We start from the raw sequence: 13,159 nt of genomic DNA on the forward strand, positions 1-13,159 counted from the left end.
ATCTAGGTAAATTAGACTCTATGGTTAAGTGCTTCAGTACTAATATTTAACGAAGATAAATGGTAGAAGGATTGCTCAATATGTTCCCATCAGACTTTGTGTATGAGTTTTTTACCTTGTTGGTGATCCTTGATCCGATCGCGACTGTGCCAGTGTTTTTGGCCGTCACGTATGGATTGAAATGGCGTGAAGCTCTCAAGGTCGCCTTGACTGCATTGACAGTCGCGTTTGTGATCCTCACGGCTTTTATATTTTTAGGTCTGGAGTTTTTAAAAGTACTAGATATCCCCACGTCATCGTTTCAGCTTGCCGGCTCTTTTATTTTGTTCACATTGGGCTTGAGCATGGTGACAGGAAAAATGCACGAAGAAATCTCAAAAATGCCGCCTGACGCCTCGATTCTTGAGCGCTCGGTCTATCCACTCGCCATGCCGTCAATCGCTGGAGCGGGCGCGATTTTGACGGTTGTGATGCTCAGTGATAACAATGCACGCGTGATGGCGGAACAATTGCAGACAACCTTCGTGGTGCTGTTGTGCTTGTCCATCCACCTTGCCACATTCATGGCGGGAGGTTTGATCATCCGCTATGTCGGCATGATCGGCATTCAGATCACTACACGCGTATTTGGTTTGATGATTTGCAGTATCGCGGTATCGGGAATGGTGATCGCGATTAAAGAGAGTTTTGGTTTATAGCTTTTAGTGGGTTGCTTTCTATGAGAAGATTTAAAACACATACCGCTTGCCTACAGCCGTTGGCGCTAAAACCTGATCACCAAACGCATGAGACATTGCTGCGATTGCACGCCAGCCTGTGCAGTGACCTGCGCCGATGAGTTTGAGTCCAAACTGTTTCAGACCCTCGACAGTATCAGGGATGATCGCTTCATTCGCGCCTGATAAATGAAACCCACCAAATACCGCATGGATAGGTGTATCGGGAAACCGCTCTTTCGCATCAAGAAGAACATTGATGACCCCCGCATGTGAACATGCAGTAAAAATCACAAGTCCTTTATCTTTGACTTTTACACCGAGCCAACGCTCATCAAGCAGTAGCTCATCTTTTTCCCATTGACCTTGCGCATTTTTCCGGACTTGGCCGGGGAGTCCGCGTTCGTAGGTCGTACGGCGCGGAATTTCCCCACTGACTGCAAACATATTTTCAAGAAAAGAAACAGATTCGCGATGTAATGAAACTTGCGCACCTGCGGCGGTAAGTTGTTCAACGCTGGGTATATCGATCATTTCACGATATTTGCCGTTAGGCAGAGTGGCCGCGCGTTTGTAGAACATATCAGGATGTCCGTAAAACGGTATGGATTGACCCCCGTTTTTTTGCCGGATTGTATTCAATGCCAGCAGCAGTGCACCCGCGTGATCCCAATGCCCATGAGACAACACGACAGATTGAACCTTTCCGAGATCGGCACCCAGGCGACTGACGTTTCGTTCAAACGCATAGTCCTCTGGTCCGGTATCGAACAAGACGGTGCGTTCATCTGTACCTTTGCGCGCAGTAATGAGGCATGACAATCCATGTGCGGCGCAACATAAACAAATCCCCGCCATCATTTGCCCGCCTCTGCTAAACAAGCCCATTGCTTCGCTTGTGACTCCAGGGGGAGTCGTTGAAAGCATGTCAGTGGTATTGTCGACCAGAATCTGCACGTCTAGGGCATCAACAGTATCGAGCAGCATGTCAAAACTCCATAGGCTTTAGATGATATGAAGGAGTTTATAGAAAAACAATATTTTTTTGGCTAAATCTCGTAGATAATCAGCAGTACAGATTAGAAAAATATAAGCAAATCTCCATGACACTATTTTGGAAATTGAATGAAATCAGTCACGATTAAACCTTTGAATGCCAGAGATTTCGCGCCATTTGGTGATGTGATCGAGATGCCCAGTCAACCTGGACGTATTTATTTTCAGGAGAGTTTGGGTAATTTGCGGCCGCATGCATCGGCTTCTTTGTCGACCACACTCAAGGAGCCGAATCGAGATTTGCCAATCGAGATCAATTTGCTGGAGCGTCACGAGTTTTCTTCCCAGTCCTTCATGCCAGCTCATGTGAAAACTTGGTTGATCGTCGTGGCCCCCCATGCCGCTGATGGCAAGCCGGATCTGGATCGTGTCGAGGCATTTTTGGCGGATGGTAGCCAAGGCGTCACGTACAAACCCAATACTTGGCATCATGGATTGACCGTGTTTGGCGAGACTGCGAGATTTAATATTTTTATGTGGAGAGACAATACTTCGGGTGATGAAGAGTTTGTTTCTGTCACGCCTTTCATTGTGAAGCAGCCGTAGTCATTCCACTCGAGTTGAGTCGAGTCCAATCCGCACCCTTCAGGAGTATGCATGAGCTGGCAACCCGAACGAGATTTTGTTGGATACGCGAATACTCCTCCTGATCCCAAGTGGCCGAACGGGGCGCGGCTTGCTGTTAACTTCGTCATCAATTATGAGGAAGGGTCAGAGCCCTCTATTCAGGATGGTGAGGCAATGACTGAAACGGGTTTGACAGAGGCCCATGGATCTAATCAAGTCAAAGTAGGGCGCGACTTAGCAGCAGAAGGGATGTTCGAGTATGGCAGCCGCGTGGGATTTTGGCGACTGGTTCGCTTGTTCGAAGAACGTAAGCTGCCATTGACAGTCTTTGGTTGCGCATTGGCGCTTGAGCGTAATCCGCTAGCCGCGGAGAAGATCAGGCAGATGGGATACGACGTATGTTGCCATGGCTGGAGATGGATCAAACATTTCGAGCTCACTGAGGAACAAGAGCGCGAGCATATCCGTCTGGCGATCGCATCACTTAAGAAAACCATAGGCGAACGACCGCTTGGCTGGTATTGCAGGTACGGCCCCAGTGTCAATACTCGCAGGCTGATCGCCGAAGAGGGAGGATTTTTATACGACTCCGATTCCTATGCGGACGAGTTGCCCTTTTGGCAGACCGTTGAAGGAAAGCCGCATCTTGTCGTGCCGTATTCACTCACAAACAATGATGGCAAGTACGCTAACGTGGCCGGGACGTCTGAAGCGTGGTTTAGTTTTGTGAAAGATGCCTTTGACATGTTGTATGAAGAGGGACGAACGCACCCAAAGATGATGTCAGTCGGGCTGCATATGCGACTGATCGGCCATCCTGCGCGCGCAGCAGGGTTACGCCGTTTGCTTGATTACATCATGACAAAAAAAGACGTCTGGGTGACACGTAGAATCGATATTGCAAACCATTGGATGAATACCCATCCTTACTCTGGTATCAATACTAAAAACCATTGACTTAATTTAATCTCTCTCCTAATCTCCAAGTTGCAAAAAAATATTAGGAGACAGATTATGGTCAGTTTTAAAAAGCTTTTGTCCACAAGTTTAATGACGCTTGGACTCTCGGCAGTTGGTTTATCGACTGCTTTTGCTCAGTCGGACTTTCCAAATAAACCGATCAGACTGGTTGTGCCTTTTGCGCCAGGTGGAGTCACAGACACAAGCGCCCGCATTGTCGCTGAGCACATGGGTAAGCGCCTTGGCAAGCAAATGATTGTTGACAATCGTCCTGGGGCCTCTGGCAATATTGGGACTGGGCAGGTTGTTCGCGCCGACCCAGATGGCTATACATTGCTCTTGGGTTTTGACGGCACAATGGTCATCAATCCCCACGTGTTTGCCAATATTCCCTTTGATACGCTCAAGGATTTTGCGCCGGTGGGCAAGATTGGCGATGCGATCTTGATTATGGTTGCTCATCCATCCGTACAGGCGAACAACCTGAATGAGGTGATTGCCCTGTCCAAAAAAACGCCCGGGGGCTTAAGCTACGGGACATCGGGTCCAGGCAGCACACCCCATATCATGGGTGAAAGCTTGAACGTCAGGACAGGCTCCAATTTGGTACACGTCGCCTACAAGGGCGGCGGCCCCGCCATGATTGATCTCCAGGGCGGCAATATTCCAATTGTCATCACCGCTGTCGCAGGTGCCTTGCCTCACATTCAGGCAGGTCGTATCAAGGGCATCGGAGTTTCCAGTGCCCAACGCGCTTCCTCGCTCCCTGATTTGCCTACATTTATCGAGCAAGGTCAAAAGGACTTTATTTTGAACTCCTGGGTTGGCATTCTTGCGCCTCAGAAGACGCCTGCTCCGATCATTGATAAGTTGAATACAACTCTCAATGAAGTGTTGCGTGATCCTGAAGTGGTCGAGCGCCTGCAGAAGCTTGGCGTCACACCGATGCCAGGAACGCCTGCTCAATTCGGCGCTGCGCTCAAAGCTGACTTGGAAGAGTTCGGTAAAGTGGTGAAGGCAGCAAAAATTAGCCAAAACTAAATATTTCAAGCACCAGCGGTGTTAAAGCTTCGACGTGACTGGCCAAGGATTGACCCAAAGCTGCTCAGCAGCTTTGGGGCTTTTTGTTCTAGCCAGATCAGTGACGCAAGTGAGGATTGCGGGGTGATCGGCGGGCCGATCAAGCGACTGCATGGCAAGGGAGTCGTGATGGGTTCCGCCCTCACAGTTTCGACGCTGGGCGCGGCGGATAACTTGGCGCCTTATGCTGCGCTCAAGCTTGCCAGACCTGGCGATGTCGTTGTGATCGCGAGTAAGTGCTGTGATTCGAGTGCCTTGATCGGCGACAATCTGGCGGGGTTGATGAAGAATGCTGGAGTTCTAGGCGTCATCACGGATGGACTGGTGCGTGATGCCGTAGGCCTGGATGCCGCAGGATTACCCGTTCATGCGCGAGGATATTCTCCAAAAGCTCCGACCAAGCAAGGGCCTGGCACTGTCGGCTTACCGGTTCAGATCGCTGGCATCACTATAGAGGCTGGTGACTTCGTGATCGCCGATGAGGACGGTATTGTGTGCGTGACGCCTGCAAGACTGTCGGGGATGCTGGAAAAATTAACCAATATTCAGCTGAAAGACCAGATAAAAACAAAATTCATTCAATCAGGTGGAACACTGCCTCCTGACCTCGATGCATTGCTCGATCATATCGGTGTGGAATGGCAAGAGACGTAAATGATGCAAAAACTCATTATTGAAGTGCGCGTGAATGAATACACCATGCGACATGAAAATCCCCATGTCCCTTGGAGTGCTAAAGAACTCGGTGTCACTGCACAACAAATTGAAGGCTCGGGTGCGAGCATGGTGCACTTTCATATGAGAAAGTCTGATGGCGCACCTGCTCACGGTATTGAGGCTTATGAAGAGGCGGTCACCGCGATCAGAGCGCATTCTAGATTGCTTATCAATCCTACGCTTGGCCAAATTACGGTTGGTGGAAGCTCAGACAGGATTGCACATTTGGAGCACTTTAAGGACCGGCCTGAATTGCTCCCCGAAATTTGTGGCATTGATCCGGGTTCAACCAATATCGATACGTATGACGCAGCGTCAAAATCATTTAAGACGCTGGATAAAGTCTATGTGAACTCCCATGAAACACTGCAACTATTTGCGCAGCGATTCAAGGCGATGGGGATTAAGCCAGCACTCGCATGTTGGAGTATTCCTTTTTTACGTACGAGTGCAGCCTTGATTGACATGGGCTTGATTGATCCGCCACCTTATTTCACATTTATTTGTACAGAAGGCGGCGTAATGGGCGGACATCCAGCCACGCCAGACGGATTGCGTGCCTATATGGATCACTTGCCGAACAAAACTCAACCAGTTTGGTCGGTCTGTTGCAAGAGCGGAAACTTGTTGCCTCTTGCAATGACGGCTATTGAGCAAGGTGGTCATATCGCAATCGGCATCGGAGACTATGCGTATCCGGAGCTTGGTTATCCAACGAACGCGGCGTTGGTGGACGAGGTCGTTAAGCTTGCGAGACTAGTTGGCAGAGAGGTTGCCTCTCCAGAGGAAGCACGCAAAATTCTCGCGATTAAAAAACCCTCCAGTTGATTAAACTGGAGGGTTTGTCGACACCACACTGCATCTACATATCAGCGTGTTTGCGGTCGAACTCCCAGACTGCTTCAAAGCCCATGAGCTGGCTGAATTTCTTGAAGTCATAGAGTTGTTTCAAGACGGACTGCGAGGAGCCTTCTTTGAGAAGCGTTCCATACACTTGCTCAAGAATTTGACCAACCGCTAAAAATGCTGTGGCAGGGTGGATGGCGATTTTGAAGCCCATTTTCTCAAGATCTGCCTTCGAATGCACAGGCGTTTTACCACCCTCTACAACATTGATGAGTAGTGGTTTTTTGAAGCTTTTGCCAATGGTGACCATTTCCTCTGTCGACTCAGGGGCCTCAACAAACAAAATATCCGCACCGGCTTCGGCAAATGCATGCGCACGATCCAGGGCTTCATTCAGGCCATGAGAGGCGCGAGAATCCGTGCGCGCAACGATCAAGAAATCGTCATGACGACGGGCTTCGACCGCGACCTTGATTTTATTAACCATGTCCTTGAGCGGCACGACGCGACGTCCTGGCGTGTGGCCACATTTTTTAGGAAACTCCTGGTCCTCAAGCTGAATACCTGCCACACCTGCAGCCTCATAACCTTTGACTGTGTGAGCAACATTCAATAAGCCACCATAGCCCGTATCGGCGTCTGCAATGAGAGGTGTCTGACAGCCTTGGGCGATCGTGCCCGCGCGATTGAGCATTTCCGTATAAGACGCCAGCCCAGCATCTGGAAGGCCCAAATACGAAGCCACCACGCCATAACCAGTCATATAGAGGACATCAAAGCCCATTGAGTCTGCAAACTTGGCTGAAATCATATCGAATACGCCAGGGGCGACAATCAGTCCTGGCTCGGAAAAGCGTTGTTTCAAGCGTTTGCGTTTGTCTGCTGCGTCAAGCATTTTTTGAAGTCTCCTGTGGGGCCGATAAGGATCAGCATGGGTTCAATCAAATCACACCAGTTTCTTTGAGTTGCTGGAGCTCGTGATCGGAAAGCATTAGTCTACCTTGATAAATCTCTGCATTATGCGCACCGAGTGCTGGTCCAAGAGAATTCACACGACCAGGTGTTTCCGACAGCCTTGGTACAACGTTCGGGATTGCTTGTTCGCCTGCACGTTCATCATTAAAAAACAAAATATTTTCTCTTGCTGCGTATTGAGGGTCTTCGAAGATCTCGTCAATCCGGTAAACAGGACCACAGGGCACTTGAAAGGCCTCGCAGATATCGATCAGTTCGCCTCGAGTGTGGGATTGCGTCCATGCAGCGACTGTGGCATCAACCTGTGCACGATCAGCATCGCGTTGTTTAACAAATCCCCAGCGATCAGGCAAAGCAAGCTCTGGTTGCCCCATTGCTTGCGCAAGACGCTCAAAGATTTTGTCGCTTGTGCAAGCAATAGCAAGCCATTTTTTATCAGCTGTTGGATAGTGGTTGTGTGGGACGACATTGACTGTCCCGGAGCCCATGCGTTCTCGAACGAAACCACTTCGATGAAAGGCGGGCGCCAGTTCGTCCAGAATCCTGAAGATGGGTTCGTACAGGCCAATGTCGATCATCTGACCAGTGTTGGTTTTCCGCAGAGCTTCAAGCGCGACCATGACGCCGAAGGCACCAAATACGCCTGCCAGATAATCGGGAAGCGTTGCGGAGCCGGGTGTGACAGGCGGCTGATCTGGAAAGCCTGCCAGATAAGAGAGGCCTCCAAATGCGTTCCCGATACGACCAAAGCCGGGCCGGTGTTTATAGGGTCCCGTTTGTCCATAGCCCGAGATACGCAGCATGATGAGCTTTGGATTGGCTGTTTTTAAAACGTCCCAACCCAACCCCCATTTTTCGAGCGTACCCGGCTGAAAGTTTTCAATGAGCACATCGGTGTCCGCCAACAGACGCTTAAAGATCTCGGCTCCCTGAGGCTTGCGCAAGTCCAACGTGATCGATTTTTTATTTCGCGCCTCGGACAACCAAGGCAAAGAGTCTCCACATTCAGTTAGAGTACCGAACTTTCGGAGTGGATCGCCTCCACCTGGTAGCTCGAGTTTAATGACCTCTGCACCAAACTCACCAAGTTGAACAGCGCAAAAAGGACCTGCGATAAAGGTCGAGATATCAACGACCCGCAAGCCAGATAAGGCCTGCGGTGTGGAGTTCATACTCATCACGATAGGGTCATGTTTGTCTTATTTCTTTTTAAGCGAAGTGAAATATGCCAAGGCCTCTTTTGAGGTGAGTAGGTCTGCATATTTTTGACCCATGTCAAAGATGCTGGCGTTATGCGGACCTTCTGCGCGATCACCCACGCAATCAGTCACGACCATTGGTCTCAATCCGTAGGCTGAGGCATCGATCGTGCTGGCGCGTACGCAACCGCTTGTGGTGCATCCTGTAATAAACAAGGTATCCGCACCGACAAAGCTGAGCCAAGAGGCAAGGTTGGTTCCAAAGAAGGCCGAGCTATGACGCTTGAGCGAAACCCACTCACCCTTTTTAGGTTTCACGCTATCCACGAACTGAGCATTTTTGGAGTCTGGTGAAAGTTTTTTAAGCGAGGGCACCTTGATTGCGAAAGTGCCAATATCGACACCCTCGCAGTCGGAGGCAAAGCGAACATGTGCCACGGGAATCTTGGCTGAACGGGCACCTTTCAAAAGCTTGGCTGTATTAGCGATTGCTTCGTTGATGTTGAATCCGCCCAGCACATCCGCGCTTGAAAAGCCTACTTGAAAATCGATGATCAGTAATGCCGATTGACGTCCAAAACCGATCTTTTGACCGAAGTGCTGTTTTTTATAAATATCGAGATCCGACATGAAAACTCCTCAAGCTTTTGAATGAAATAAACAACCTGTCTGTTAGCGAATCGCAAACAGTGTGATGGCAGGGAAAGCAATAAGAAGACCAACGATAATGATCTCCATGATGAAAAATGGCATGATGCCTTGAAAAATTTCACGAACCGTTATTTGCGGATTCGTCGTGGCCACGACGAACACATTCAAGCCAACAGGCGGTGTGATGCAGCCGATCTCGGTCATTTTCACAACAAGAATGCCGAACAACACGGGGTCGATACCTGCTTGCTTGACGATGGGAAATACGACAGGCATGGTTAAAAGAATCATCGACGCTGCGTCGACAAAACATCCCAGGATCAGGAAAGGTATCAACAGGCAGATCAGTAAAATGACCGGATGAAGGTCGAGTCCGATTGCCCATGCCGCAAGGCTTTGGGGTAATTGAGTGGTCGCCAGCGCCGCACTGAATACTCCTGCACCGATAATCAGAAAGAAAATTGATGCGGTGCTTGCCCCTGAGGCTTGAAGCCCACCTTTGATTTCAGCCCAGCTCGTGCCTCGGTAGATGGCGATACCAAGCGCGACAAACGCACCAATCCCGGCCGCTTCGCTGGCTGTCGCGATGCCGGTATAGAGTGTTCCCATGACAGCAATGAAAATCAAAAGAATTTCCCAAGAGGAAAAAGTGATTTTCAGGCGCTCGCGGTAACCCATGCGCGGTTGCACAGTCAGCGTTTTCATCGATGGATCGCGCTTGACCATCACCCAAATGCCGATCGCGTAGACAAGGATTGTCAACAGTCCTGGTACGACACCTGCAATAAAGAGTTCCGGAATGGGCGTCTCGGTGGCGATCGAATACAGTACCATGATCGTTGAGGGCGGTATCAGTACACCGAGTGTGCCACCTACGGCGACACAGGCACCCGACAGCTTTTTCGAATAGCCTGCTTTGAGTAGCTCAGGGATGGCGATTTTAGAAACTGTTGCCGCCGTGGCGATCGAGGAGCCTGATACGGTCGCAAACGCTCCGCATGCGACGACAGCTGAGGTAGCGAGTCCTCCTGTGAAGTGACCAATCCATGCTCTGGCAGCCTGGAATCCCTTTGCAGAGATTCCCGCCGAGTAGGCCATGTGCCCCATGAATAAAAATAGGGGGATCACGATGAAAGCGAACTCCGCAGAGATCGAATAAGGCAAGGTACCCAGCAAATAGTCGGCCGAGCGCCAACCATTCATGGCTAGGATGCCAATCAAGCCTGCGGAGAGTAGTGACAAGGCGATGGGAAAACCTAACGCCAGGAGCCCGAACAGGCCCAGTACTAAATACGTTCCTTGCTCGGTCGGACTCATAGTCTACTCTCGCCTAATTCATCACGGATTTCAGTTTCGAGATCCACGGCATAGGGATGCTCGCCCTTAATAGCAAACTCAATCACTAGCATGATGGTCTGAATAACAAGGATGGTGAAGCCCAGCGCGACAAGTGTACGGCTGGGCCATAGGGGAATTTCAACCATGCCAATCGCGACTTCTTCACGTGTGAATGAGTAAATGGCGCTCCTCCAGGTGAACCACGCGAGCATGGTGATCACGGCCAACTGTAGCGCGAGCAAGGCCGAAGCGACCAAGGTGTCAAGCCACTTTGGAAAGGCATCTGCCACGATTGAGACGCGAAAGTTTTCCCTCAAGGCTAGGGTGGAGGGCAGACCAAAAAAAATCAGCGCTAATAAAAGCAGAACGCTGATTTCCAAAACCCCCCAAATCGCGACACCCGCCATGCCTCGCAGCATGGCGTCGGCGACCACCCCAATCATGAGCGCGATGATTAAAAGACCCGTAAACCGAGCGAGCGCTTTACAGATACGGCTCGATCGCTCGGTCAAGCGGATCAGTTGGTCGCGGCAGCTCATTTGCCTTTCTTCGCCATGTAGCGGTCAACGCCCGTCACGTATGGATACTCTTTTTCATACTTGCGGACCAGGGCAATGTAACTGTCAACGAGTTGCTGACCGTTTGCACCGTTGCGTGCAGCCTTGTCCAGATACTTCTTCAGGACTGCTTCATTGGTGGCATCGCGCCAGCGTTTTTCCTCTGCGGCATCCATCGTTGAGACCTGAACTTTGGTGGACTTCAGCAGAATATCGACTGATTTGTCAGCTTCCTTGCTCTGTTCGCTCACATAAAACATGAGGGCATCGTTAGCCGAGCTTGTGAAAATATCCTTAAGCGGCTTGGGGAATGAGTTCCACTTTTGTAGATTGATACCCGTCACCACTGTCGCAAAGATACCCATACGCGCCGCGTTAGTCAGATAGTTGACCATATTGGGCAAGCCATCCATGACGCCTTGCTCAAAGGGCGTTGTCGAAATCGCATCAACTCCGCCACGCGACAACAGATCGATCGCATCGGTGTAGGGAACCGTGACTGCCGTCGCGCCAAGGGAGGTCAAGACCTCAGCAGGACCGAGCAGCGTACGGATACGCATGCCCTTCAGGTCTGCAGCCGTGCTGACTTTTTTCATACTCCAAAGAACGTTTTCCGCGGCGGGCAGGCTAAGCAGCATGTGGACATCGTTCTTTTGAAATTCTTTTTGTACGGCGGGATTGGTGTTGTACCAATCGCGAAACGCCATACTCGCTGCACCCGGATTTTCAGTGATGAAGGGTAAGGTGATGTCTGAGATTGGATATTCACGTGGATTAAAAGCGGCTGGTACCGAGAAGCCGATATCGACCACGCCGCGACTGATGCCTGGGAAAACATCGGTCGCTTTGAGCAGCACACCGCCGTAGAACCATTCAAACGTGACTTTGCCGCCGGTCTTTTTGGTGACCTGATCAAAGTAATGTTGTTGTACGCGGCTAAACAAGGAGGTCGCAGGATAATTCGACGCGACCTTGAGCTTCATCGGCTTAAAGTCCTGGGCAACGACTGGTGTGCTAGCAAGTAGTCCGCCAATCAGGAGGGATGCTAGGAAATTTCTCTTTTTCATTTGGGTCAGCTCCTTAATAATTAATTTATGTACTCAAGGACTGCAAAAAACAAACTTCTATCGTGTCGAAAATTATTTAGCTTGTAGGAAAGACAGGCTCGCGAAGGTGGTGATCGGTCACTTGCTGAAATGCATGACCGAGTCTTAGCACCGTTTCCTCCGCAAATGGCGCCGCAGCGAGTTCCATTGAAAGAGGCATGCCGTTTTGGGTAAATCCACAGGGCAGTGCAAGTGCAGGTGTGCCCGCTGCTGCAAACACACAAGTGAACTTTGGAATCGCACGTATCGCATTGCCGTAATCCATGCCGGCGGCTTCGGGTGCTGGAAATGGAACAGTGGGATGCAACATGGCATCAACCGATTGCCACACGCGCTCTAGACGCAGTTGAAAATTTTCAATCCAGCGTAATGCTTCGGCATACTGTGCACCCGTGACACTTTTACCAATGTCATAGCGAATCAAGAGGTCTTGACCGTAATCTTTACGTCTGAGAGCCAGCTGTTCATGGTGTACGGCGTAGGCATCGGCCAGAATGATCCGAAATCCCAGCATCTGTTGCGCATTCTCAACGTCACCGAGATCGATATCGACAATTTCAACACCAAGCTCGCGATAGATGCCGATGGCTTTATCTAAACTGGTTTTTAAATCAGGGTGAATGTCGTCAAAGAACCATCTTTTCATGACGCCAATACGCATGCCTTTGACCGGATCGTTTAGCCGACGCATCACTGCAGGTACGGGTCGATCGATCGAGAAAGCATCGCTCGGATCGTGACCGGCAATGACTTCAAAGGTGCGCGCCACATCAGAAACACGTCGCGCCAACGGACCTAAGCTATCAAAGCGCGCGCTAACGGCCACGCTGCCACTGCGTGAAATGCGTCCGATTGTGGGCCGCAAACCAGCTAAACCATTGAATGCCGCCGGGATCCGAATAGATCCGCCCGTGTCACTGCCAATTGAAACAACGCTCATGCCTGCTGCGACCGAGGCGCCTGAGCCGCCGCTTGAGCCACCCGCAAAACATTTCAAATTCCATGGGTTCTTGACAGGACCAAAGTGTTGACTCTGACTCGTGGGCCCAAAAACCCATTCATGCAAATTGGCCTTGCCTGTCAAGATCGACCCTTCCTTTAACAAGCGATCAACAATGAATGCGTTACGCTTGGGTCGATTGTCTTTTAAGATGACAGAGGCAGCTGTCGTAGCTGTGCCCACCCAATCGATATTGTCTTTGAGTGAGACAGTGACTCCACCCAACAGGCCAGTCCATTCGCCTCGCTCTGTCAGCGCATCCATGCGCTGAGCGGACCTCAAGGCTTCGGATGCCGTCACGGTCAGCATGGCATTGAGCACGGGATTCCAGCGCTCTATCTGAGACAAAGCGTATTGAGCCCGATTTTGTGCTGTGTGTGTCACCGCTGCA

14 protein-coding genes are annotated in these 13,159 nt (G+C 50.4%); 6 read left to right on the forward strand and 8 right to left on the reverse strand.

Annotated features, from left to right (window positions below; genetic code table 11):
- Positions 1–80 precede the first annotated feature (80 nt).
- Positions 81–698: a MarC family protein gene (locus tag QWY27_RS08200; protein WP_290196564.1), complete on the forward strand. Its 618-nt coding sequence runs from the start codon at positions 81–83 to the stop codon at positions 696–698.
- 30 nt (positions 699–728) lie between these two features.
- On the opposite strand, the gene QWY27_RS08205 is transcribed toward QWY27_RS08200, so the two are convergent.
- On the reverse strand, positions 729–1,703 hold the full coding sequence (locus QWY27_RS08205; protein WP_290196566.1) for an MBL fold metallo-hydrolase: 975 nt from the start codon (positions 1,701–1,703) through the stop codon (positions 729–731).
- Between the two features lie 138 nt (positions 1,704–1,841).
- Here QWY27_RS08205 and QWY27_RS08210 point away from each other — a divergent pair, with 138 nt between their 5' ends.
- Genes QWY27_RS08210 through QWY27_RS08230 form a run of 5 tightly spaced genes read left to right on the forward strand, consistent with a single transcriptional unit; the run spans position 1,842 to position 5,924 of the window.
- A complete protein-coding gene (locus QWY27_RS08210; protein WP_290196568.1) occupies positions 1,842–2,318 on the forward strand; it encodes an ureidoglycolate lyase in 477 nt (158 codons plus the stop codon).
- A gap of 51 nt (positions 2,319–2,369) precedes the next feature.
- Positions 2,370–3,296, forward strand: coding sequence for an allantoinase PuuE (locus QWY27_RS08215; protein WP_290196571.1), 927 nt, complete (start codon positions 2,370–2,372; stop codon positions 3,294–3,296).
- A 57-nt stretch (positions 3,297–3,353) separates the two neighbouring features.
- Positions 3,354–4,340 carry a Bug family tripartite tricarboxylate transporter substrate binding protein gene (locus QWY27_RS08220; protein ID WP_290196573.1) on the forward strand — a complete coding sequence of 329 codons (987 nt, stop codon included), beginning with the start codon at positions 3,354–3,356 and terminating at the stop codon, positions 4,338–4,340.
- An 18-nt stretch (positions 4,341–4,358) separates the two neighbouring features.
- Positions 4,359–5,033, forward strand: a complete 675-nt coding sequence (locus QWY27_RS08225; RefSeq protein WP_290196575.1) for an RraA family protein — start codon at positions 4,359–4,361, stop codon at positions 5,031–5,033.
- The gene (locus QWY27_RS08230; protein WP_290196577.1) at positions 5,034–5,924 is read left to right on the forward strand and encodes a beta-keto acid cleavage family enzyme; all 891 of its coding nucleotides are present in this window, start codon (positions 5,034–5,036) and stop codon (positions 5,922–5,924) included.
- Between the two features lie 34 nt (positions 5,925–5,958).
- Here the strand turns inward: QWY27_RS08230 and QWY27_RS08235 are convergent, their stop codons facing one another.
- The 7 genes from QWY27_RS08235 to QWY27_RS08265 form a co-directional block, all read right to left on the reverse strand.
- The gene (locus QWY27_RS08235; protein ID WP_290196579.1) at positions 5,959–6,837 is read right to left on the reverse strand and encodes an isocitrate lyase/PEP mutase family protein; all 879 of its coding nucleotides are present in this window, start codon (positions 6,835–6,837) and stop codon (positions 5,959–5,961) included.
- Between the two features lie 46 nt (positions 6,838–6,883).
- A complete protein-coding gene (locus QWY27_RS08240; protein ID WP_290196581.1) occupies positions 6,884–8,095 on the reverse strand; it encodes a CaiB/BaiF CoA transferase family protein in 1,212 nt (403 codons plus the stop codon).
- Positions 8,096–8,116: 21 nt separating this feature from the next.
- Positions 8,117–8,746 carry an isochorismatase family protein gene (locus QWY27_RS08245; RefSeq protein ID WP_290196582.1) on the reverse strand — a complete coding sequence of 210 codons (630 nt, stop codon included), beginning with the start codon at positions 8,744–8,746 and terminating at the stop codon, positions 8,117–8,119.
- Between the two features lie 42 nt (positions 8,747–8,788).
- Positions 8,789–10,084 (reverse strand): TRAP transporter large permease, encoded by a 1,296-nt coding sequence (locus QWY27_RS08250; protein ID WP_290196584.1) that lies wholly within the window; start codon positions 10,082–10,084, stop codon positions 8,789–8,791.
- Positions 10,081–10,644: a TRAP transporter small permease subunit gene (locus tag QWY27_RS08255; protein WP_290196585.1), complete on the reverse strand. Its 564-nt coding sequence runs from the start codon at positions 10,642–10,644 to the stop codon at positions 10,081–10,083. The genes QWY27_RS08250 and QWY27_RS08255 overlap by 4 nt, the downstream gene beginning before the upstream one ends.
- On the reverse strand, positions 10,641–11,729 hold the full coding sequence (gene dctP / locus QWY27_RS08260; RefSeq protein ID WP_290196587.1) for a TRAP transporter substrate-binding protein DctP: 1,089 nt from the start codon (positions 11,727–11,729) through the stop codon (positions 10,641–10,643). Before dctP ends, QWY27_RS08255 begins: the two co-directional genes overlap by 4 nt.
- A gap of 76 nt (positions 11,730–11,805) precedes the next feature.
- Positions 11,806–13,152 (reverse strand): amidase, encoded by a 1,347-nt coding sequence (locus QWY27_RS08265; protein WP_290196589.1) that lies wholly within the window; start codon positions 13,150–13,152, stop codon positions 11,806–11,808.
- Positions 13,153–13,159 lie beyond the last annotated feature (7 nt).

This window comes from Zwartia vadi (genome assembly GCF_030410375.1).
Taxonomy (GTDB): domain Bacteria; phylum Pseudomonadota; class Gammaproteobacteria; order Burkholderiales; family Burkholderiaceae_B; genus Zwartia; species Zwartia vadi.

Coding starts and splice junctions, on each gene's coding strand:
- QWY27_RS08240 (WP_290196581.1), bottom strand. CDS start 8,095: ATGAGTATGAACTCCACACCGCAGGCCTTATCTGGCTTGCGGGTCGTT.
- QWY27_RS08215 (WP_290196571.1), top strand. CDS start 2,370: ATGAGCTGGCAACCCGAACGAGATTTTGTTGGATACGCGAATACTCCT.
- QWY27_RS08235 (WP_290196579.1), bottom strand. CDS start 6,837: ATGCTTGACGCAGCAGACAAACGCAAACGCTTGAAACAACGCTTTTCC.
- QWY27_RS08245 (WP_290196582.1), bottom strand. CDS start 8,746: ATGTCGGATCTCGATATTTATAAAAAACAGCACTTCGGTCAAAAGATC.
- QWY27_RS08210 (WP_290196568.1), top strand. CDS start 1,842: ATGAAATCAGTCACGATTAAACCTTTGAATGCCAGAGATTTCGCGCCA.
- QWY27_RS08220 (WP_290196573.1), top strand. CDS start 3,354: ATGGTCAGTTTTAAAAAGCTTTTGTCCACAAGTTTAATGACGCTTGGA.
- dctP (WP_290196587.1), bottom strand. CDS start 11,729: ATGAAAAAGAGAAATTTCCTAGCATCCCTCCTGATTGGCGGACTACTT.
- QWY27_RS08205 (WP_290196566.1), bottom strand. CDS start 1,703: ATGCTGCTCGATACTGTTGATGCCCTAGACGTGCAGATTCTGGTCGAC.
- QWY27_RS08230 (WP_290196577.1), top strand. CDS start 5,034: ATGATGCAAAAACTCATTATTGAAGTGCGCGTGAATGAATACACCATG.
- QWY27_RS08250 (WP_290196584.1), bottom strand. CDS start 10,084: ATGAGTCCGACCGAGCAAGGAACGTATTTAGTACTGGGCCTGTTCGGG.
- QWY27_RS08255 (WP_290196585.1), bottom strand. CDS start 10,644: ATGAGCTGCCGCGACCAACTGATCCGCTTGACCGAGCGATCGAGCCGT.
- QWY27_RS08200 (WP_290196564.1), top strand. CDS start 81: ATGTTCCCATCAGACTTTGTGTATGAGTTTTTTACCTTGTTGGTGATC.